Here is a 21,875-nt window from a genome sequence, read left to right on the forward strand (position 1 = left end):
GCTATTTGCTGCGGATGCGCGGATCGACCAGGCCGTAGGCCATGTCGACCAGCAGGTTGACGACCACGATGATCAGCGAGAGCACGGTGACGGTGCCTTGCAGCACCGGATAGTCGCGCCCGGAGATCGCGTCGAAGGCCAGGGTCCCGAGGCCCGGCCAGTTGAAGACCTTCTCCACCACCACGATGCCGCCGATCAGGTTGCCGAACTGCAGGCCGATGTAGGTGATGAGGGGAATCGCGCAATTGCGCAGCGCGTGCTTGTACAGCACGACGCGCTCGCTCAGGCCCTTGGCCCGCGCCACCATGATGTACTGCGCCGACAGCGTCTCCAGCATCGCGGTGCGCACCAGCCGCACGTTGGTGGCCGAGAGGATGATGGCCATGGTCAGCGCCGGCATGACCAGGCTCGCCGGACCGTCCCAGCCCGAAGGCGGCAGCAGCGGGAAGGTGATGGACAGCAGCAGCACCAGCATGATGGCCAGCCAGAAGTTGGGAAAGGACAGGCCCACCAGCGAGACGATGCGGATGAACTGGTCCACGCCCTTGCCTTGTCGGATCGCGGCCTGGATCCCGAGCGGCACCGAGACCAGCACCGACAGCAGCAGCGACAGCGCCGCCAGTGACAGCGTGGCGGGCAGCGCGTCGCCGATCAGGCGCGACACCGGCGTGCCGCCCATGAAGCTGTTCCCCAGGTCGCCGTGCAGCCCGTTGCGCACGAACTCGCCGTACTGCACCAGGAAGGGCCGGTCCAGGCCCAGGCCCTTGCGGATGTTCGCCAGGTCCTGCTCGGTGACGCTGCCCGCGCCCTGGCTCAGCATGAGGGCGGGGTCGCCCGTCAGCCGCACCGCATAGGACACGAACAGGGTCACCACCAGCAGCACGAAGACCGCCTGCAGTACCCGCTTCAAGACGAACCCGCTCACGATGCCCTTCCTGGGCGGCGCGCCGCCGGGCCGGCCCAAGGCGCGCCAGCCCCCTCGGCGGGCAGCGACCCACACGCAGTGGGGGAGCGTGGGGGCACCATTTCTAATCGACGCGGGCGTCGACGAAGCGGAAGCGGCCGTCGGCCGGCAATGCCAGGTCGTGCGCGCGCTTGTTCACGCCGTACACGGTGTTGAGCGAGTACAGCGGCATCTCCAGCGCCTGGTCGGCGACGTAGCGGGCGATCTCCTGCAGCGTCTGCTTGCGCGCGGCCTGGTCCCAGGTGTTGCGCTGCTGGTGCAGCAGGGCGTTCAGCTTGGCGTCGTCGTCGAACGGGTTCCAGCGCTGCTTGGTGTAGTACATCGCGTAGGCGGTGTTGTCGTAGTCGAAGGTCCAGCCGCCCCACTGGTTCTGCCACATCTCGCCGGTCTTGCCGTTCGGGATGATGTCGTTCAGCAGCACGTTGGTCTCGTAGGGCTTCAGCGTCACGGTGATGCCCACCGCCTGCAGGTAGCCGGCCACCGCCTGCGCCACTTCACGGAAGTTGCTGTCCGGGCCGCGGAAATCGAGCTGGATCGCGGTGCCGGGCTTCACGCCGGCCTTCTTCAGCAGCGCCTGTGCCTGCGCCGGGTTGAAGGGCAGGGGCTTGAGCGCCGGGTCGTTGCCGAAGGAGAGGGTGCCCTGGAAGCTGGCGATCGGCTTGGCCTGCCCCAGCAGGATGGTCTTGATGATGGCGTCGCGGTCGACGGCCATGGTGAGCGCCTTGCGCACGTCGCGGTTCTGCATGATCCCGCGCTTGGTGTTGTAGCGCAGGGCCAGCGCCACCGGGCCGTCCATGCTGACCACGCCCAGCTTCGGATCCTTCCGGATCGTCTCGATCATCGACAGCGGGATCTGGTTGGCCACGTCGACGCGGCCGGCCTGCAGTTCCGCGGCCTGCGTGGCCGGTTCGGCGATGAAGCGGTAGGTGAGCGAGTCCACCTTGGGCGCGCCGCCCCAGTAGCTGGGATTCTTCTCCAGCGCCAGGCTGATCTTGGGCTTGTACTCGACGAACTTGAAGGGGCCGGTGCCCACCGGGTTGGCGCCGAAGAACTGGCTGCCCTTTTCCTTGACGTACTTGGGCGGCACGATCATCGCGCCGTAGCCGGCCAGCTTGGTGAGCAGCACCGGGTCGGGGCTCTTGAGGATGAAGTCCACGGTGGTCGGGTTCACCACGACCACCTTCTCGATCGAGGTGTAGTTGGACTGCTGCGGCCCCTTCTTGCCCTCGTCGCCCAGCAGGCGGTCGAAGGTGAACTTCACCGCCTCGGCGTCGAAGGGCTCGCCGTTGTGGAACTTGACGCCCTGGCGCAGCGTGAAGCGCAGCTTGGTGTTCTTCTCCAGGAACTCCCACTTGGTGGCCAGGCCGGGCACCAGCTTCATGTCGGGCGTGCGCACGATCAGGCCGTCGAAGATCTGGCTGCCGACCGCGCCCCAGGAAACGAGGAAGGTGGCCACGGGGTCCCAGTTGCCGGGGTCCTGGTGGAGGGCAACCGTCAGCGCGCCGGCGGCATGGCTGGCCGGGGTGGCCAGGCAGGCCAGGGCGATCGTGCCGCTGGCGAGGAGGGCTTTGAGCTTCATCATGATGTCTCCGTTGAAAGCGTTCGGTTCAGGCCTGGGCGACGCAGTGGCCGGGGCGCACTTCGACCAGGCGATGGATCTGCGGCCCGTGGCCGGCGCGGCGCAGGGCGCTGGGCACCTCGCCTTCGATGAGGCGGGCGTCGATGGCGTGGCCCGGCTCGGCCACCGGCACGGCGGCCAGCAGCTTGCGCGTGTAGGGGTGCTGCGGCCGCTCGAAGATGTCCTGCCGGCTGCCGATCTCGACGATCTGGCCCAGGTACATCACGGCCACGCGGTGGCTGATCTTCTCCACCACCGCCATGTCGTGGGTGATGAACAGGTAGGACAGGCGGCGCTCGGCCTGCAAGGCCATCAGGAGGTCGATGATCTGCGCCTGCACCGAGACGTCCAGCGCCGAGACCGATTCATCGGCGATCACCAGCCGTGGTTCGCTCGCGAGCGCGCGGGCGATGCAGACGCGCTGGCGCTGGCCGCCGGAGAACTCGTGCGGATAACGGTGCATGTGCTCGGGCTTCAGGCCCACGTGCTCCAGCAGTTCGGCCACGCGGCGCTGGATCGCCTTCGAATCATCGAGCAGGCGATGGGTGCGGATCGGCTCGGCGATGCTGAAGCCCACCGTCTTGCGTGGGTCCAGCGATGCATACGGGTCCTGGAAGATGTACTGGATCTCGCGCCGGAGCTTCCGCCGTTCGGCCGCGGGCAGCTCGCCCAGTTCGCGGCCCTCGAAGCGGATGCTGCCGCCGGTGGCCTGCACCAGCTGCTGCAGCGTCTTGCCGACGGTGGACTTGCCGCTGCCGGATTCGCCCACCAGCGCCAGCGTCTCGCCGGGCTGGATGGTGAAGCTCACTTCCTCCACCGCATGCACGCGGTGCGTGACGCGCCCCAGCAGGTCGTGGGCGACGTCGAAGCGGGTGGTGAGCTTGTCCACGGCCAGCAGCGGCGCGCCGGCGGCCACCGTGTCCTGCACCTGTTCGACGCCGGACTCGCGCAGCTCGCCGTCCTCCAGCACCACCAGCGGAGAGCGCACCGGCAGCGGCCGGCCGCGCAGGCTGCCCAGGCGCGGCACGGCGGCCAGCAGGGCGCGCGTGTAGGGATGTACCGGCGCGCGGAAGATCTGCTCCACCGGGCCGTGTTCGACCATGCGGCCGCGCCACATCACCACCACGTCGTCGGCCATCTGCGCCACCACGCCCATGTCGTGGGTGATGAACATGACGGCGGTGTGCAGCTCCTGCTGCAGCTCGCGGATGATGTTGAGGATCTGGGCCTGGATGGTGACGTCCAGCGCCGTCGTCGGCTCGTCGGCGATCAGCAGCGCCGGCTTGCAGGCCAGCGCCATGGCGATCATGGCGCGCTGGCGCATGCCGCCAGAGAGCGTGTGCGGATAGGCATCGAGCAGCCGCTGCGCGTCGGGCAGCCGCACCTTGCGCAGCAGTTCCAGGGACTGCGCCAGCGCCTGGGCGCGGTCCATGCCCTGGTGCAGCACCAGCGCCTCGGCGATCTGGTTGCCGACGGTGAACACGGGGTTCAGCGACGTCATCGGCTCCTGGAAGATCATCGCGATCTCGTTGCCGCGGATGGCGCGCAGGCGCTCCTCGCTCGCCTGGCACAGGTCCTGCAGGCCGCTCACCGGCGAATCGAACAGCACCTGGCCATCGACGATGCGGCCGCCCGTGTGGTCGGTCAGGCGCATGATGGCCTGCGAGGTCACCGACTTGCCCGAGCCCGACTCGCCCACGATCGCCAGCGTGCGGCCCGCATGCAGGTCGAAGCCGAGACCGTCCACGGCGCGCAGGGGCGACTCGCGCGGGCCGAACTCCACCGACAGGGAGCGCACCGACAGCAGCGGGCCGGCAGGACGGGAAGGCGGGACGGACATGGAAGCGGAAGGGCGAACCGGCTGCGAAATCGTCAGGTGGATGCCGACAAATTGTCGGCAAAATGCGGATGAGTTCTACAATCCTACCACCGTGCCACCCCCCACCCCGAAAGCACCGATGGGCAAACCGATCGTCTCTTCCGCACACCTCGTGTCCCCGCGCAGCGCGGAAATGAGCGAGTTCGAATTCGGCCTGATCGTCTCGGGCAACGCCTTCAACCGCTGGATCGTGCACTGCATGAGCGCGGCCGGGCTGAAGGAGCTGACGCCCCTGGACGTGCTGGTGCTGCACCACGTGACGCACCGCGCCCGCGACAAGCGCCTGGGCGACATCTGCTTCATCATGAACGTGGAAGACACGCACCTGATCAACTATTCGCTCAAGAAGCTGCAGAGCCTGGGCGTGGTCGCTTCGAGGAAGAATGGCAAGGAAGTGACTTACGCGGCGACGGCGAGCGGGCAGAAATACGTGGAGCGCTACCGCGACATCCGCGAGAGCTGCCTGATCGACGCGCTCAACGCCGACGACGGCCTCAACCGCGACATCGGCGAGCTGGCGCGGCTGCTGCGCGTGCTCTCGGGCATGTACGACCAGGCGGCGCGCGCGGCGGCGTCCCTTTGAACAACAAGACGAAATGAAGCAAGCCATGACCCCCAAGCGCTGGCAGTTCTGGATCGACCGCGGCGGCACCTTCACCGACGTGGTGGGGCGGCGCCCCGATGGCACCCTGGTGACGCACAAGCTGCTGTCGGACAACCCGGAGCAGTACCGCGATGCGGCGGTGGCGGGGATCCGCCACCTGCTGGGGCTGGCGCCCGGCGCGTCCATCACGCCGGAGCAGGTCGAGTGCGTGAAGATGGGGACCACGGTCGCCACCAACGCGCTGCTGGAACGCAAGGGCGAACCAACGCTGCTGGTCACCACGCGTGGCTTCCGCGATGCGCTGCGCATCGCCTACCAGAACCGGCCGCGCCTGTTCGACCGCCACATCGTGCTGCCGGAGCTGCTGTACTCGGAGGTGATCGAGGCGCGGGAGCGGGTGGCCGCGCACGGGGACGTGATCGAAGCGCTCGACGAAACGCACCTGCGCACGGCCTTGGCCGCTGCGCACGCGCGGGGCTTGCGCAGCGTCGCCGTCGTGTTCATGCACGGCTACCGCTACACGGCGCACGAGCAGGCCGCCGCGCGCATCGCGCGCGAGATCGGCTTCGCGCAGGTGAGCGCCTCGCACGAAACCAGTCCGATGATGAAGCTGGTGAGCCGCGGCGACACGACGGTCGTCGATGCCTACCTGTCGCCCATCCTGCGCCGCTACGTGGAGCAGGTCGCCGCCGAGATGCCGGGCGTGAAGCTGTTCTTCATGCAGTCCTCCGGCGGCCTCACGGATGCCCATGCCTTCCAGGGCAAGGACGCGATCCTCTCCGGTCCGGCCGGCGGCATCGTGGGCATGGCGCGCACCGCGCAGCTCGCGGGCCACGACCGCGTGATCGGCTTCGACATGGGGGGCACGTCCACCGACGTCTCGCATTTCGCCGGCGAGTTCGAGCGCGAGTTCGAGACGCAGGTGGCGGGCGTGCGCATGCGCGCGCCGATGATGAGCATCCACACCGTCGCGGCGGGCGGCGGCTCGATCCTCGAATTCGACGGCGCACGCTTCCGCGTCGGCCCGCAGAGCGCCGGCGCCAACCCGGGGCCGGCGAGCTACCGGCGCGGCGGGCCGCTGGCCGTGACCGATGCCAACGTGATGGTCGGCAAGATCCAGCCGAAGTACTTCCCCAAGGTGTTCGGGCCGCATGCGAACGAGGCGCTGAGCGTCGAGGCCGTGACGGGCAAGTTCGACGAGGTCGCCCGGCGCACCGGCCGCAGCGCCGAGGAGGTGGCCGAAGGCTTCATCGCCATCGCCGTGCAGCAGATGGCCAACGCGATCAAGAAGATCTCGGTGGCGCGCGGCTACGACGTCACGCGCTACACGCTCAACTGCTTCGGTGGCGCCGGTGGGCAGCATGCGTGCCTGGTCGCCGACGCGCTGGGCATGTCGCGCGTCTTCATCCATCCGCTGGCGGGCGTGCTGTCCGCCTACGGCATGGGCCTGGCGGACCAGAACGTGATCCGCGAGCAGGCGGTGGAGCTGCTGCTGGCGGCGGAGAACCTGCCGCAGGTGCAGGAGAAGCTGGATGCGCTCGCGTCCGCGGCCGAGGCCGACCTGCGGCGCCAGCAGGTGAGCGGTGGCGGCGTGCAGGTGCGCCAGCGCGTGCACGTGCGCTACCAGGGCAGCGATTCGGCGCTGGTGGTCGCGGCGGGCACGCCGGAGGAAATCGTCGCGGGCTTCGAGGAAGCGTATCGCCAGCGCTTCTCCTTCCTCATGCCGGGCAAGCCGATGATCGTGGAAGCGGTATCCGTCGAAGCGATCGTCGCGGGCGACGCGCCGGCCGAGCCGCGCCTGCAGGAACACCCCCCGCGCGAGGTGCCGCGACGCGAGACCGTGCGCATGTACTCGGGCGCGCAGTGGCACGAGGCGGCCCTGTGCGTGCGCGAAGACCTGCGCCCCGGCGACGTGATCGCCGGCCCCGCGATCATCGCGGAGAAGAACGCGACCACCGTGGTGGAGCCCGGCTGGCAGGCGCGCATCACGGCGCTGGACCACATCGTGCTCGATCGCACCGTGCCGCGGGCGCAGAAGTTCGCCGCCGGCACGCAGGTGGATCCGGTGCTGCTGGAGGTGTTCAACAACCTGTTCATGAACATCGCCGAGCAGATGGGACTGCAGCTGCAGAACACGGCCTACTCGGTGAACATCAAGGAGCGGCTGGACTTCTCCTGCGCGCTGTTCGACGCCGAGGGCAACCTGATCGCCAATGCGCCGCACATGCCGGTGCACCTGGGCAGCATGGGCGAGAGCATCAAGACGGTGATCCGCGAGAACCGGGCGACGATGGCGCCTGGGGATGTGTACGTGCTGAACGATCCGTACAACGGGGGGACGCACCTGCCGGATGTCACGGTCATCACGCCGGTGTACTTGTCCCGGGAGCGCCCCCACCCCAACCCTCCCCCGGAGGGGGAGGGAGCAACTCCGCGCGCTTCACTCCCTCCCCCTCCGGGGGAGGGCGGGGGTGGGGGCGCTCCCGACGTGAGATTGGAATCCGACCCCGATTTGCAGCCCCTCTTCTACGTCGGCTCCCGCGGACACCACGCCGACATCGGCGGCACCACCCCCGGCTCCATGCCGCCCTTCTCGACGCGCATCGAGGAAGAGGGCGTGCAGATCGACAACTTCAAGCTGGTCGACCGCGGCGTGCTGCGCGAGCAGGAGATGCTCCAGCTGCTGCGCAGCGGGCCCTACCCCTCCCGCAATCCCGAGCAGAACATGGGCGACCTGAAGGCGCAGATCGCCGCCAACGAGAAGGGCGTGCAGGAACTGCGCCGCATGGTGGACCAGTTCGGCCTCGATGTCGTGCAGGCCTACATGCGCCACGTGCAGGACAACGCGGAGGAGTCCGTGCGCCGCGTCATCACGCGCCTGAATGACGGGCAGTTCACCCTGCCGCTGGACAACGGCGCCCGCATCCAGGTGGCGATCCGCGTCGATGCCGCCGCGCGCTCGGCCGAGATCGACTTCACCGGCACCTCGCCGCAGCAGACCAACAACTTCAACGCGCCCAAGGCCGTGTGCATGGCGGCCGTGCTGTACGTGTTCCGCACGCTGGTGAGCGACGAGATCCCGCTCAACGCCGGCTGCCTCAAGCCGCTGAAGGTGATCGTGCCCGAAGGCTGCATGCTCAATCCGCATCCGCCCGCTTCGGTGGTGGCCGGCAACGTCGAGACCTCCACCTGCATCACGAACACGCTCTATGGCGCGCTGGGCGTGATGGCCGCGGGGCAGTGCACGATGAACAACTTCACCTTCGGCAACGCCCGCTACCAGTACTACGAGACGATCTCGGGCGGCAGCGGCGCCGGCGGCCTCTACGACGAGCAGGGCCGGCTCACCGGCGGCTTCGAGGGCACCAGCGTGGTCCAGACCCACATGACCAACTCGCGTCTCACCGACCCCGAAGTGCTGGAATTCCGCTTCCCGGTGCGGCTGGAAAGCTACGAGATCCGCGCCGGCTCCGGCGGCGCGGGCCGCTGGCAGGGCGGCAACGGCGGGGTGCGCCGCGTGCGCTTCCTCGAGCCCATGACGGCCAGCATCCTCTCCAACGGCCGCAAGGTGCCTTCCTTCGGCATGGCCGGTGGCCAGCCGGGGCAGGTGGGCATCAACCGCGTCGTGCGCTCCGACGGCCGCACCGAGCAGCTCGATCACATCGGCTCGGCGGAGATGCAGGCGGGCGACATCTTCGAGGTGCACACGCCGGGCGGCGGTGGCTTCGGCAGCGCGTAGAACGAAGGGCCTCGCGGGGCGCTGTGCCATCATTTCACGATGACCGACAAAACCCCCGCCGGCGGCCCCTTCCTGGACGACCTGCCTTTTCCCGGCCGCTTCGAGAGCGAGGCCGCGCTCGAGGCCTGGCTCGCCACGCCCTCGCGCGACCTGGTGCGTGACCTCGCACGCACCGAAGGCGACCTGCTGATCCTGGGCGTGGGCGGCAAGATGGGGCCCACGCTGGCGCGGCTGGCGCGCAATGCGCTGCCGGCGTCGCGCCGCGTGATCGCCGTCGCGCGCTTCTCCGAGCCCGGCGTGCGCGAAGCGCTGCAGGCGCACGGCATCGAGACCATCGCCTGCGACCTGCAGGACCGCGCGGCACTGCAGGCGCTGCCGAAATCCCCCAACGTGGTGTTCATGGCCGGGCGCAAGTTCGGCGCCGACGGCAACCTGCCCCTGACCTGGGCGATGAATGCGCTGGTGCCGGCGCTGGTCGCCGAGACCTTCACCGCGTCGCGCATCGTGGCCTTCTCCACCGCCTGCGTGTACCCCTTCGTGCCGGTCACCAGCCAGGGCGCGAGCGAGGACGAAGTGCTGGCGCCGCCCGGCGAATACGCGAACTCCTGCGTGGGGCGCGAGCGCATGTTCCAGTACTTCTCGCAGCTGCACGGCACGCCGGGGCGGCTGTTCCGCCTCAGCTACGCGATCGACATGCGCTACGGCGTGCTGGCGGACGTGGCCCTGAAGGTGTGGCGCGGAGAGCCGGTCGACGTGACCATGGGGCACGTCAACGTGATCTGGCAGGGCGACGCCAATGCGCAGGCGCTGCGCTGCCTGGCCGTCGCCACGGTGCCGACTTCGCCGCTGAACGTGAGCGGCCCCGAGACCACGTCCATCCGCTGGCTGGCGCAGGAGTTCGGCCGCATCTTCGACAAGCCGGTGCAGATCACGGGCTCCGAGGCGCCCACCGCCTGGCTGATGAACACCGGCGAGGCCGAGCGCCTGTTCGGTTACCCGCGCGTGCCGCTCCAGCAGATGGTGGGCTGGGTGGCGGACTGGATCGCGCACGAGCAGCGGCTGCTCGGCAAGCCCACGAAGTTCGAGCAGCGGGATGGGCATTACTGAGAGGCTGCTCGCACCGTCGGCGGGCGACCTGGCAGGGCTGCAGCAGCTCGTCGTGGACAGCCACTGGAACCAGCTTGCCGCGGACTGGGAGGTGTTCCTGCGCGCGGGGACGGTGCACGTCGTGCGCGACGGGGGAGGTCGCATCGTCGCGAGCGGGGCGGTGCTGCCGATGGGGGCGTCCGAGGTCGCGTGGATCAGCATGATCCTGGTCACGCCCGCGCGGCGTGGCGCCGGGTTGGGGCGCGCGGTGTTCGGGCAGTGCCTGGCGCAGGTGCAGGCCGAAGGGCGGATTGCGATGCTCGATGCCACGCCGGCGGGGGAGGCGCTGTATGCGCAGTTCGGGTTCCGGGCGCAGTGGCGGCTGGGGCGGTGGCGGCGGGAGGGGGCAGGGGAGCGCCGTTGGCGCAACGCTGGGCTTTCGCTTGCGCTCCAGCGCCAGCCTACGGGGGAGGCGCGCCGGCGCCAGCCCGCGGGAGAGGCGCTCCAGCGCCAGCCTACGGGAGAGGCGCGCCGGCGCCAGCCCGCGGGGGAGGCGCTCCAGCGCCAGCCCGCGGGGGAGGCGCTCCAGCGCCAGCCCGCGGGGGAGGCGCTCCAGCGCCAGCCCGCGGGGGAGGCGCTGCGGGCGCTGATGGAACTGGATGAGCGGGCGCTCGGTTTCGATCGCAGCGGGCTGATCGCACAGCTGGCGGATCGCCCAGGCTCGCGCTGCATCGCGGACGCGGATGCCGCGGCGCTGGTGCGCGATGGACGCACGGCGCGCCACATCGGGCCCCTGCTCGCACGCAGCGAGTCCGCAGCGGTGCGCTTGCTGCAAGACATGCTCGACGCCGAAGACGCCACGCTGCTGGTCGACCTGCGCGACGACCGTCCCCTGCTGCGCGGCGCGCTCGAAGCCGCCGGCTTCCGCCACGAACGTCCCTTCGCCCGCATGGCACTGCCCGCGCCCGGGCAGGTCCTGCCCGCGGGCGACGGCGCGCTGCTGCATGCCGTCGCCGGCCCCGAATTCGCCTGAATCCCACGAGGAAGTTGCCATGCCCCTGAACCGCTCCGATCTCCCGCAGGACGTCCTGCAGCTGCTCGCCGACGGCACGGTGATCCCGGCCCACCCGCTCGCGCTCGATGCCCGCCGCCAGTTCGACCGCAGGCGCCAGCGCGCGCTGACGCGTTACTACGTGGATGCGGGAGCCGGCGGCCTGGCCGTCGGCGTGCACACCACGCAGTTCGCCATCCGCGAGCACGGCCTGTACGAGCGCGTGCTGGCCGCCGCGATGGAGGACCGGCTGGCCTGGACCAGCCGGCCCATGGCCATGGTCGCCGGCCTGTGCGGCCGCACGGAGCAGGCGCGCAAGGAAGCGCGGATCGCCGTCGGCCTGGGCTACCACGCCGGCTTGCTGAGCCTGGCGGCCCTGTCGTCGGCCTCGGAGGACGAGATGATCGCCCACTGCGAGCAGGTGGCCCAGGAGATCCCGCTGGTGGGCTTCTACCTGCAGACGGCCGTGGGCGGGCCGACGCTGCCGCATTCCTTCTGGCGCCGCTTCGCCTCCATTCCCAATGCGCTGGCGATCAAGGTCGCGCCCTTCCATCGCTACCGCACGCTGGACGTGGTGCGCGGGCTGGTCGATGCCGGCGCCGAGGAGCGCGTCTACCTCTACACCGGCAACGACGACCACATCGTGCTGGACCTGGCGCTGCCCTTCACGGCGATGCGCGACGGCCAGCCGGTGACCGTGCGCTTCCGCGGCGGGCTGCTGGGGCACTGGTCGGTGTGGACGGCCAGCGCGGTGCGGCAGCTGCGGATGATCAAGTCGACGATCGCGGCGAATGGCGGCAGCCTGCCGCCGGAACTGCTGGCGCTGGATTCACGGGTGACGGACTGCAATGCGGCGTTCTTCGACGTGAGGAACGACTTCCACGGCTGCATTGCCGGCTGCCACGAGGTGCTGCGGCGGCAGGGCTTGCTGGAGGGGATCTGGTGCCTCGACCCGCAAGAGGGGCTGGGCAAGGGGCAGGCCGAGGAGATTGACCGGGTGCTTCGCCAGCACGCCGACCTCTCCGACGATGCCTTCGTGCAGGCGAATCTGCAGCGTTGGCTGGCCTGAGAACAGGGCGGGTCCGGTGAGCGACCCGCCCCTGGTCAACGGCAGGGCGCGATCAGAGGCCGGCGCACCGGTTGACCGGGTTGACGTAGGACGCGACGGTGTTGTTGATGCTCTTGCCAGCGCGCAGGTTTGTCTTGATTTTCATGGCTGATCCTTGTGGAGGTTGAGGCGGATGCCTTCGCATCCGGCGCTCCGGCCCCATGCCGGGAGCGCATTCAGATCGTATGGATTCGGCCCTGGCGCCGACACTCCCGGATTGCGCGATTTTTCGAGCACCATCGTTCTTTTTGATTACGTTTGCCTGCGGCTGTTGCGATCGGTTGATTTCCGGGGGGAATAAAGGCCGAAAGTCACAAATGAAAAAGGCCCGCCGACGGCGGGCCTCCCGGCGCGTGAAGCGCGAGGCGCTTACTTCTTCGCGGACGCAGCCGGCTTCGCGGCGGCGGCCTTGTCGTCCTTCTTCTCGGCCTTGGCCACGGCCTTTTCTTCCTTCTTGTCGGCCTTGGCGTCCTTCTTGTCCGCCTTGGCGTCGGCCTTCGCTTCCTTCTTGTCTTCCTTCGGGGCGTTCTTGGACACGGCGGGGTTCTTGAAGTCGGTGCCGTTGACCGTCAGGCCGCCGGCCGAGAACTTGGCGGCGGTGATCGGGGCGATGCCCTTCACGCGGCCGATCAGATCGTCCCAGCTCTTGAATTCGCCCTTCTTGCGCTCTTCGAGGATGCGCTTGGACATCACCGGGCCGATGCCCTTGATGCCGTCCAGTTCGGTGGCCGTGGCCTTGTTCACGTCGACGGCCGCGAAAGCGACGGCCGCGTAGAGCATGGCCAAGATGACCAGGATTTTCTTCAACATGGGTTTCCTCCAGCAGGTGGTTTGGGACGCGGCCCGGCGGGTCGCGACCAGCCTTCAACGGGACACGGCCCGGGAAAGTTGACCGGGTTATTTCCCGAAATGCCGGGCCAGCTCCCGCATGTACTCCCCGACCCCCGTCGCCACGTCCGCGAATGCGTGCTCGCAGCCGGCCTCGCGCAGCGCCGCCAGGTCGGCCTGGGTGTAGCACTGGTACTTGCCCCGCAGCGCGTCGGGGAAGGGGATGTATTCCAGCAGGCCCAGGTCGACCGCCGTGGCGGCGTCCTGCACGCCGCCGGGATGCAGCGCATCCAGCACCGCCAGCGCCACGTCGTTGAACGGCTGCGCCCGGCCCGTGCCCAGGTTGAAGATGCCGGACTTCTCGGGATGGTCGTAGAACCACAGGTTCACGGCCACCACGTCGTCGACAAAGACGAAATCACGCGTCTGCTCGCCGGGGCCGTAGCCGCCGTACTCGCCGAACAGCCTGACCTTGCCCTGTTCGCGGAACTGGTTGAACTGGTGGAAGGCCACGCTGGCCATGCGGCCCTTGTGCTGCTCGCGCGGGCCGTACACGTTGAAGTAGCGGAAGCCCGCCACCTGGCGCCTGGCGCGCTTGAAGTCCGTGCCGCATTCGCGCCGCATGCGCTGGTCGAACAGCAGCTTGCTGTAGCCGTACACGTTCAGCGGCCGCTCGAACTCCGGCGTCTCGCGGAAGCTGTCCGAGCCGCCGTACACCGCGGCGGACGACGCGTACAGCAGCCGCGTGCCGCGCTCCTGGCACGACTCGAACAGCGAGCAGGACACGCCGTAGTTGTTGTCCATCATGTACTTGCCGTCCTGCTCCATCGTGTCGCTGCAGGCGCCCTCGTGGAACACGGCTTCCACCTTGCCGAAGCCGCCTTCGGCGAAGATGCCGTAGAACGCGTCGGCGTCGAGGTAGTCGGCGATCTTCAGGTCCGCGAGGTTGCGGAACTTGTCGCCCTGCGTCAGGTCGTCGACCGCGACGATGTTGTCGATCCCGCGGGCGTTGAGGCCCTTGACGATGTTGCTGCCGATGAACCCCGCAGCTCCGGTGACGACCACTCGCGTCATGCAAACAGCTCCTCGTAGGAAACGGTGGCGGTGCCGAACTTGCCCACCACGATGCCGCCGGCGCGGTTGGCGATCGGCACCGCGTCGCGGATCGACAGGCCTGCCGCCACCATGGCGGCCAGGGTGGCGATCACCGTGTCGCCGGCGCCGGTGACGTCGAACACCTCGCGCGCCTGCGCCTTCACGTACAGCTCGCCCTGGGCGTCGAACAGCGTCATGCCTTCCTCGCTGCGCGTGACGAGCAGGGCCTCCAGCCCGAGCTCCTCGCGCAGGCGGTGGGCGCGCTGCTTCAGGTCCTCCTCGCCGTGCCAGCGGCCCACCACGTCCTGCAGCTCCGCGCGGTTGGGCGTGATCACGCTGGCGCCGCGGTAGCGGCCGTAATCGGAGCCCTTGGGGTCGATCAGCACCGGCTTGCTGGCGGCGCGCGCGGTCTCGATCATGCGCGGGATGTGCGCGAGGCCGCCCTTGCCGTAGTCGGAGAACAGCACCGCATCCTGCTGGGGCAGCAGCGCGGCGAATTCGCCGGACTGCAGTTCCAGCACCTCGTGGTCGGGCTCGTTCTCGAAGTCCATGCGCAGCAGCTGCTGCTGCCGGCCGATCACCCGCAGCTTGACGGTGGTGCGCAGGCCCGGGTCGCGCTTGAGGTGCGTGCGGATGCCGGTGCCGGTGAGCAGCGACTCGAGTCGCTGCCCGGGCTCGTCGTCGCCCACCACGCCGAGGAAGCTCGCCTGCGCGCCCAGCGTGGCCACGTTGTAGGCCACGTTGGCCGCGCCGCCGATGCGCTCTTCCTCGCGCGTGACATGGACCACGGGCACGGGCGCCTCGGGCGAGATGCGCTCCACCGCGCCATGCCAGTAGCGATCGAGCATCGCGTCGCCGACCACCAGCACGCGCGCTTGCGCCATGCGTTGCTTGCTTGGGTTCATAGTTCTTCCACCCGCCTCGGGGGGTAGCTGTCCCAGGACTGGCAGCCCGGGCATTGCCAGAAATACTGCTTCGATTCGAAGCCGCAGGCCGCGCAGCGGTAGCGCGTGAGCGGCTTGACGGCGTGGTCCAGCGCACGCTGCACGTCGGGGTGGTACTCCTCGTGCTCCAGCTTCTCGCCGGCGATCCACTTGGCGGCGGCGACCAGCGAGGGTTCGCGCTGCACGTGCCGCACGTACCAGCCGCGCGCCGCTTCCGGATCCGTCTCCAGGGCCGCGATGCCTTCCAGCACGTCCAGCGACGGCGCGTGCTCGTAGTGGGCGCGCAGCAGCTGCATCGCCTGCAGGTGGCGGCCGCAGGCGAGCGCCGCCTCGGTGAGCGGCCGCGCGAGCAGCGCCATCGCGGAGGGCACTTCCTCGGCCAGCTCGCGCAGCACCTCGAAGGCGCCCAGCGAATCCCCCGCGCGCCGGCGCAGCGCGGCCAGCTCGATGCGCGGGCGGGGTGCCTGCGGCGCGAGCTTCATCGCCCGGCGCAACAGCTGCTCGGCCTCGGCAGGCGCAGCGCCGGCGGTCATCTCGCACAGGTAATGCGCCTGGCGCGCCGCGAACTGGCCGGAGCCGGCCGCGTCGAGCTTGCCGGCGGCCTCGCTGGCCTGCGCCCAGTCGCGCGAGCGCTCGTAGATCGCCAGCAGGGCGAGCAGCGCCTGCTCCTCGTAGGCCGTGCCTTCCAGCTTGCGCAGCGCCTCCTCGGCGCGATCGAGCAGGCCCGCCTTGAGGAAGTCCAGCGCCAGCGCGTGCTGCGCGCGGTGGCGGTCGGCGCGGCTCAGGTCGGCGCGCGAGAGCAGGTGTTCGTGCACGCGCACGGCGCGCTCGTACTCGCCGCGGCGGCGGAACAGGTTGCCCAGCGCGAAGTGCAGCTCGGAGGTGTCGGGGTCGTTCTGCACCGCCTCGATGAAGGCGTCGATCGCCTGGTCCTGCTGTTCGTTGAGCAGGAAGTTCAGGCCCCGGAAGTAGGCCTTGGGCGCCAGGCGGTTCTCGATGCGCAGCTGCCGCAGGTCCAGGCGCGAGGCGAACCAGCCGAGCGCGAAGGCGACCGGCAGGCCCCAGAGCAGCCACGTCAGGTCAAAGTCCATGCGTCGGCGGGGTGCCTTGTCCGATCAGCGTGCTGGGCGCGCCGGCGTCGGGATGCACGCCGCGCGGCGCCGCCTTGCGGTGCTTCCACCAGCGCGGCACCATGCCGATCGCCCCGACCACGAGGCCCGCGGCGAAGGCGGCCAGCACCACCAGCACCAGCGGCGCCGTCCAGTGCGTGCCGAAGAAGAAGTGCACGGTCACGTCCTGCTGGTTGTTCAGCGCGAACGCGAAGAGGGTAAAAAAAATGGCTGCCTTGAGCAGCCAAGCTAAATATTTCATCCGGCTCTTTCGGGTGGCCCGAATTGTAGGCTGGGGCGGCGCGGGCGCCGACGACGGGGAGCGCAGCGAACGCCGGCAGGGGCGCGGGTGGCGGCGCATTCGCGCCATCGCTGGGGTTTCGCTTCGCTCCACCGCCAGCCTACGCGACCGCCGGACAGCCTACGCGACCGCCGAACAGCCCACGCGGCCGCCGAAGAGCCTACGCGGCCGCCGAACAGCCTGCGCAGCCGCCGGACAGCCTAGCGCCCCGTCTCCAGTTCCTTCGTCCGCTGGTCCACCGCCTCGCGCAGCGCCTTGCCCGGCTTGAAGTGCGGAACGCGCTTTTCCGGGATCTGGACGCTTTCGCCGGACCGCGGGTTGCGGCCCATGCGGGGAGGGCGGCGGTTGATCGAGAAGCTGCCGAAGCCGCGGATCTCGATCCGGTGCCCCCGCACCAGCGCTTCGCTCATCGCGTCGAGGATGGTCTTGACGGCGTATTCCGCGTCGCGATGGGTCAGCTGGCTGAAGCGGGAGGCCAGTTCTTCTACGAGGTCGCTACGGGTCATTGGTAAAGAGGGGCTAGGGCCTGGGGCCTAGGGGCTAGGGAAATGCAATGCATCCCCGCTGCTCCCTGGCCCCTAGCCCCTGACCCCTAGTCCCTCGATTACGACTTGTCCTGGTCGTTCAGCTTGGCACGCAGCAGCGCGCCGAGGCTGGTGGTGCCGGCCTGCTCGCGGGCGGCCTGCTGCGACAGCTGCGCCATCGCGCCCTGCTCGTCGGCCATGTCCTTCTGGCGGATCGACAGCTGGATGTTGCGCGTCTTGCGGTCGATGTTCGTGATCACGGTGGTGACCTCGTCGCCTTCCTTCAGGACGTTGCGCGCGTCTTCCACGCGGTCGCGGCCGATCTCGGAGGCCCGCAGGTAGCCGAAGATCTCGTTGCCCAGGTCGATCTCGGCGCCCTTCGGGTCCACCGTCTTGACCTTGCCCGTCACCACGGAGCCCTTGTCGTGCACCGAGGTGAAGGTGGCGAACGGGTCGCCATCGAGCTGCTTGATGCCCAGGGAGATGCGCTCGCGGTCCACATCCACGCCCAGCACGATCGCGTCGACTTCCTGGCCCTTCTTGTAGTTGCGCACGGCCTGCTCGCCCGGCTCGTTCCAGGACAGGTCGGACAGGTGCACCAGGCCGTCGATGCCGGCGGCCAGGCCGACGAACACGCCGAAGTCGGTGATCGACTTGATCGGGCCCTTGACGCGGTCGCCGCGCTTGGTGTTCTGCGCGAATTCCTGCCAGGGGTTGGCCTTGCACTGCTTCATGCCCAGGCTGATGCGGCGCTTGTCTTCGTCGATCTCCAGGACCATGACTTCGACTTCGTCGCCCAGGGACACGACCTTGGACGGGGCCACGTTCTTGTTGGTCCAGTCCATTTCGGAGACGTGCACCAGGCCTTCGATGCCGGGCTCGAGCTCGACGAACGCGCCGTAGTCGGCGATGTTCGTGATCTTGCCGAACATGCGGGTGCCGTTGGGGTAGCGGCGCGAAACGCCCATCCACGGGTCGTCGCCCATCTGCTTCAAGCCCAGCGACACGCGGTTCTTCTCGGTGTCGAACTTGAGGATCTTGGCGGTGATTTCCTGGCCGGCGGTGACCACCTCGGACGGGTGGCGCACGCGGCGCCAGGCCATGTCGGTGATGTGCAGCAGGCCGTCGATGCCGCCGAGATCCACGAACGCACCGTACTCGGTGATGTTCTTGACCACGCCGCGGACGATGGAGCCTTCCTTCAAGGTTTCCATCAGCTTGGCGCGCTCTTCGCCCATGGACGCTTCGACCACGGCGCGGCGCGACAGCACCACGTTGTTGCGCTTGCGGTCCAGCTTGATGACCTTGAACTCCATCGTCTTGTTTTCGTACGGAGTCAGGTCCTTGATCGGACGCGTGTCGATCAGCGAGCCGGGCAGGAAGGCACGGATGCCGTTGACGAGGACCGTGAGGCCGCCCTTGACCTTGCCGGTGGTGGTGCCGGTGACGAATTCGCCGGACTCCAGCGCCTTCTCGAGGGACATCCACGAGGCCAGGCGCTTGGCCTTGTCGCGCGACAGGATGGTGTCGCCGTAGCCGTTTTCCAGGGCGTCGATGGCCACGGAGACGAAATCGCCTTCCTGGACTTCCACGCCACCCGTGTCGTTCTTGAATTCGTCGATCGGGATGTAGGCCTCGGACTTGAGGCCGGCATTCACCACGACGAAGTTGTGTTCCACGCGAACCACTTCAGCGGTGATGACTTCGCCCGCGCGCATTTCGGAGCGCTGCAACGATTCCTGGAACAACTCGGCAAAAGATTCAGACATTGACTTTGCGGGAAAGCCCCGCGGGGTTGGGTTTCGATCCCCGCCACCGGTGCGCTGCTGCGCGGAGGGAGTGTCGGGGGCCACGCTGGGGTTTCGCTATCGCTCCACCGCCAGCAGCGCTGGGGTTTCGCTATCGCTCCACCACCAGCAGCGCTGGGGTTTCGCTATCGCTCCACCACCAGCAGCGCTGGGGTTTCGCTATCGCTCCACCACCAGCCTACGAACAGCCGTTCACTTGCGGGCGAACGGCTGCTTTTCTTCCCACCACCGGAGGACCTGGGCGACCGACTCTTCGACGGTCTGGCTCGAGTTATCCAGCAGGAGGGCATCCTGCGCGGGTCTCAGGGGTGCGACGGCGCGATTCGAGTCGCGGGCGTCGCGCGCCTCCAGGTCCGCGCGAAGATCGGCGATTTTAGCCTGAATCCCTTTTGATATCAATTGCTTATGGCGGCGGTCGGCACGCTGCGCGGCGCTGGCGGTCAGGAAGACCTTCATGGGCGCGTCCGGGAAGATCACGGTGCCCATGTCGCGGCCGTCGGCCACCAGGCCCGGCAGCCTGCGAAAGCCCTGCTGCAGGGCCACCAGGGCGCTGCGCACGGCCGGCAGGGCCGAGACCCTGGAAGCGTTCATGCCGGCTTCCTCGGTGCGGATGTCGTCCGTGACGTCATCGTCGCCCAGCAGCACCCGGCCGTCCACGAACACGACCGGCAGCGTCTCGGCCATCCTGGCGATCGTGTGCTCGTGGGCCACGTCCAGCGCCAGCCCGGCGCGCACGGCAGCCAGGCCGGTGATGCGGTAGAGGGCGCCCGAGTCGAGGTAGTGGTAGCCCAGGCGCCGCGCCACTTCCGAGGCGAGCGTGCCCTTGCCCGAGGCGGTGGGGCCGTCGACGCAGATCACGGGGATGTGCGGCGGGGCGGTGCGCGCCAGAGAGAACAGGGCCTCGAAGTAGTCGGGGAAGGTCTTGCCGACGCACTGCGGATCCTCGATGCGCACGTGCGCGCCGGCACGGTTGAACGCCGCCAGCGAGAAGCACATCGCCATGCGGTGGTCGTCGTAGGTGTGGATGGAGGCGGCCGACCACGCCGTGGGGGGCGCCACCTTGATGAAGTCGGGGCCTTCCTCCACCTCGGCGCCCAGCTTGCGCAGCTCGGTGGCCATGGCGGCGAGGCGGTCGGTTTCCTTCACGCGCCAGCTGGCGATGTTGCGCAGGGTGGTGGTGCCGTCGGCGTAGAGGGCCATCACCGCCAGCGTCATCGCGGCGTCGGGGATGTGGTTGCAGTCCAGGTCCACGGCCTTCAGCGGCCAGGCGCCGCGGCGCACCTCGAGCCAGTTGGGCCCGCTGGCGACGGCTGCGCCCATCTGCTGCGCGGCTTCGACGAAGCGGATGTCGCCCTGGATCGAGGCGGCGCCCACGCCTTCGATGCGCACCGCATCGCCGCAGCCGGCGATGGCGCCCAGCGCCACGAAGTAGCTGGCCGAGGACGCATCGGCCTCGACGTGGATCTCGCCCGGCGACCGGTAGCGGCTGCCGGCGGGGAGGGTGAAGCGCTGCCAGCCTTCGCGCGCCACGGTGATGCCGAAGCGCTGCAGCATGTTGAGCGTGATCTCGATGTAGGGCTTGGAGATCAGCTCGCCGACCACCTCGATCACGATGTCGCGCGTGGCCACGAGCGGCAGCGCCATCAGCAATGCTGTCAGGAACTGGCTGGAGACGTCGCCGCGCACCGGGATGGGCGCGGCGAGGTCCAGGGCGCCGGGAGCGTGGATGCGCAGGGGCGGGAAGCCCTCGTTGCCCAGGTAGTCGATGCGGCAACCGAGCTTTCGCAGGGCGTCGACGAGGTCGCCGATCGGTCGCTCGTGCATGCGGTGGACGCCGGAGAGCTCGAAGTCGCCGCCGAGGAGGGCCAGCGCCGCGGTGAGGGGGCGCATGGCGGTGCCGGCGTTGCCGAGGAAGAGCTTCCTGGGCGCGGGGGAGCGCCCCCCTCCCAACCTCCCCCCGGAGGGGGGAGGAGCAAATGCATGCGCCTCCGGGGGAGGTGTGGATGCCTTCGCTCCCTCCCCCTCCGGGGGAGGGCTGGGGTGGGGGCGCTCCCCGAGCCCATTGATGGTCACGGTCGTCCCGCTCTGGACCACCCCGCACCCCAACGCCTGCAGCGCCTTCAGCATCACCCGCGTGTCATCCGAATCCAGCAGGTCGTGCACCACCGTCGTCCCTTCGGACAACGCCGCCAGCAGCAGCACGCGGTTGGAGATGCTCTTCGATCCCGGCAAGGCCACGGTGCCGCCGGCCTCCTCGAGAGGGGGGAGGTCCAGGAACTCGGTGGTGAACACGCTGCCCCTACTTCTTGCGGCCCATGTGCCAGTGGGCACGGACCTCGCTCGCCTGCGCGATCATCTCTTCCAGCTTCTCGCCGGCGCCCGTCTCGGCCAGGTGCAGCATGTTCATCATGCTGCGCTGGAACATCTTGGCCTGTTCCACCAGCTCCACCCGGTTGGACAGCAGGATGTCGCGCCAGACCTTCGGGTCGCTCGCGGCGATGCGCGTGAAGTCGCGGAAGCCCGGGCCGGCGAGGCCCAGGAAGTCCTTGCCCTGCGGCTGGCCGTCGATCGCGTGCATCAGCGCGAAGGCCAGCAGGTGCGGCAGGTGGCTCACCGCCGCGAAGGCGGCATCGTGCGAATCCGGTGCCATCTGCTGCACGTGGCAGCCGAGGGCCTCCCACAGGGCCTGTGCGCGCTTGAGCTGCGCGGTCTGCGTCTTCTCGATCGGCGTCAGGATCACCTGCTTGCCGTGGTACAGGTCGGCATCGGCATGGTCGACACCCGACAGTTCCTTGCCGGTGATCGGATGCGCCGGCACGAAGGAGCCCACGTGGTCGCGCAGCACGCGCCGCGCGGCGTCCACGACCTCGCGCTTTGTGGAGCCCACGTCCATGATCAGCATGCTGTTGGTGACCAGGTGGCGGATCGCCTTGAACGTCGCCTCGGTCGCCGCGACGGGCACGGCCAGCAGCACGATGTCCGCGCCCGAGACCGCGAGCAGCGCCGACGGCGCCTCGACGTCGATCACGCCCATCTGGCGCGCCCGCTCGGTGGTGGAGGGGGACTTGCTGTAGCCCACCACGCGCTTGACCAGCCCCGCACGCTTCATGGCCAGGGCGAACGAGCCGCCCATGAGGCCGCACCCGATCAGTCCCAGTTGCTCGAACATGGCTGCCATGCGTTATCCGAGCGCCGCCGGGCCGCCCCAAGGCGCGAG

17 protein-coding genes are annotated in these 21,875 nt (G+C 69.1%); 5 read left to right on the forward strand and 12 right to left on the reverse strand.

The window, feature by feature from the left end; all coding sequences use genetic code 11:
- Position 1: 1 nt before the first annotated feature.
- The 3 genes from WG923_RS07205 to WG923_RS07215 form a co-directional block, all read right to left on the reverse strand.
- Positions 2 to 925 (reverse strand): ABC transporter permease, encoded by a 924-nt coding sequence (locus WG923_RS07205; protein ID WP_340350269.1) that lies wholly within the window; start codon positions 923 to 925, stop codon positions 2 to 4.
- Positions 926 to 1,028: 103 nt separating this feature from the next.
- The gene (locus WG923_RS07210) at positions 1,029 to 2,546 is read right to left on the reverse strand and encodes an ABC transporter substrate-binding protein (protein ID WP_340350270.1); all 1,518 of its coding nucleotides are present in this window, start codon (positions 2,544 to 2,546) and stop codon (positions 1,029 to 1,031) included.
- Between the two features lie 25 nt (positions 2,547 to 2,571).
- Entirely contained in the window at positions 2,572 to 4,422 is a 1,851-nt protein-coding gene (locus tag WG923_RS07215; protein WP_340350271.1) for an ABC transporter ATP-binding protein, read from the reverse strand.
- Positions 4,423 to 4,540: 118 nt separating this feature from the next.
- Between WG923_RS07215 and WG923_RS07220 the strand changes: the two genes are divergently transcribed.
- Genes WG923_RS07220 through WG923_RS07240 form a run of 5 tightly spaced genes read left to right on the forward strand, consistent with a single transcriptional unit; the run spans position 4,541 to position 12,010 of the window.
- Positions 4,541 to 5,044, forward strand: coding sequence for a winged helix DNA-binding protein (locus tag WG923_RS07220; protein ID WP_340350272.1), 504 nt, complete (start codon positions 4,541 to 4,543; stop codon positions 5,042 to 5,044).
- A 13-nt stretch (positions 5,045 to 5,057) separates the two neighbouring features.
- Entirely contained in the window at positions 5,058 to 8,804 is a 3,747-nt protein-coding gene (locus WG923_RS07225; RefSeq protein ID WP_340350273.1) for a hydantoinase B/oxoprolinase family protein, read from the forward strand.
- Positions 8,805 to 8,843: 39 nt separating this feature from the next.
- Entirely contained in the window at positions 8,844 to 9,911 is a 1,068-nt protein-coding gene (locus tag WG923_RS07230; protein ID WP_340350274.1) for an NAD-dependent epimerase/dehydratase family protein, read from the forward strand.
- Positions 9,898 to 10,923 (forward strand): GNAT family N-acetyltransferase, encoded by a 1,026-nt coding sequence (locus WG923_RS07235; protein ID WP_340350275.1) that lies wholly within the window; start codon positions 9,898 to 9,900, stop codon positions 10,921 to 10,923. Before WG923_RS07230 ends, WG923_RS07235 begins: the two co-directional genes overlap by 14 nt.
- Positions 10,924 to 10,942: 19 nt before the next feature.
- On the forward strand, positions 10,943 to 12,010 hold the full coding sequence (locus WG923_RS07240) for a dihydrodipicolinate synthase family protein (RefSeq protein ID WP_340350276.1): 1,068 nt from the start codon (positions 10,943 to 10,945) through the stop codon (positions 12,008 to 12,010).
- A gap of 408 nt (positions 12,011 to 12,418) precedes the next feature.
- Here the strand turns inward: WG923_RS07240 and WG923_RS07245 are convergent, their stop codons facing one another.
- From WG923_RS07245 to WG923_RS07285, 9 genes are all read right to left on the reverse strand, one after another.
- Complete coding sequence (locus WG923_RS07245) at positions 12,419 to 12,859, reverse strand: ComEA family DNA-binding protein (RefSeq protein WP_340350277.1); 441 nt, start codon at positions 12,857 to 12,859, stop codon at positions 12,419 to 12,421.
- Between the two features lie 87 nt (positions 12,860 to 12,946).
- Entirely contained in the window at positions 12,947 to 13,951 is a 1,005-nt protein-coding gene (rfaD, locus tag WG923_RS07250) for an ADP-glyceromanno-heptose 6-epimerase (protein WP_340350278.1), read from the reverse strand.
- The gene (gene rfaE1, locus WG923_RS07255) at positions 13,948 to 14,877 is read right to left on the reverse strand and encodes a D-glycero-beta-D-manno-heptose-7-phosphate kinase (protein ID WP_340350279.1); all 930 of its coding nucleotides are present in this window, start codon (positions 14,875 to 14,877) and stop codon (positions 13,948 to 13,950) included. The genes rfaD and rfaE1 overlap by 4 nt, the downstream gene beginning before the upstream one ends.
- Positions 14,874 to 16,007 carry a lipopolysaccharide assembly protein LapB gene (lapB, locus tag WG923_RS07260; RefSeq protein ID WP_340350280.1) on the reverse strand — a complete coding sequence of 378 codons (1,134 nt, stop codon included), beginning with the start codon at positions 16,005 to 16,007 and terminating at the stop codon, positions 14,874 to 14,876. The genes rfaE1 and lapB overlap by 4 nt, the downstream gene beginning before the upstream one ends.
- Complete coding sequence (locus tag WG923_RS07265; protein ID WP_340350281.1) at positions 15,997 to 16,287, reverse strand: LapA family protein; 291 nt, start codon at positions 16,285 to 16,287, stop codon at positions 15,997 to 15,999. Before WG923_RS07265 ends, lapB begins: the two co-directional genes overlap by 11 nt.
- 239 nt (positions 16,288 to 16,526) lie before the next feature.
- Positions 16,527 to 16,832, reverse strand: coding sequence for an integration host factor subunit beta (locus WG923_RS07270; RefSeq protein ID WP_340350282.1), 306 nt, complete (start codon positions 16,830 to 16,832; stop codon positions 16,527 to 16,529).
- A gap of 98 nt (positions 16,833 to 16,930) precedes the next feature.
- Complete coding sequence (gene rpsA / locus WG923_RS07275) at positions 16,931 to 18,619, reverse strand: 30S ribosomal protein S1 (RefSeq protein ID WP_340350283.1); 1,689 nt, start codon at positions 18,617 to 18,619, stop codon at positions 16,931 to 16,933.
- A 231-nt stretch (positions 18,620 to 18,850) separates the two neighbouring features.
- Positions 18,851 to 20,950, reverse strand: a complete 2,100-nt coding sequence (locus WG923_RS07280) for a bifunctional 3-phosphoshikimate 1-carboxyvinyltransferase/cytidylate kinase (protein WP_340350284.1) — start codon at positions 20,948 to 20,950, stop codon at positions 18,851 to 18,853.
- A gap of 7 nt (positions 20,951 to 20,957) precedes the next feature.
- Positions 20,958 to 21,827: a prephenate dehydrogenase gene (locus WG923_RS07285; protein ID WP_340350396.1), complete on the reverse strand. Its 870-nt coding sequence runs from the start codon at positions 21,825 to 21,827 to the stop codon at positions 20,958 to 20,960.
- Between the last annotated feature and the right edge of the window lie 48 nt (positions 21,828 to 21,875).

It is taken from the genome of Ramlibacter sp. AN1133 (assembly GCF_037890035.1).
Classification (GTDB): Bacteria; Pseudomonadota; Gammaproteobacteria; order Burkholderiales; family Burkholderiaceae_C; genus Ramlibacter.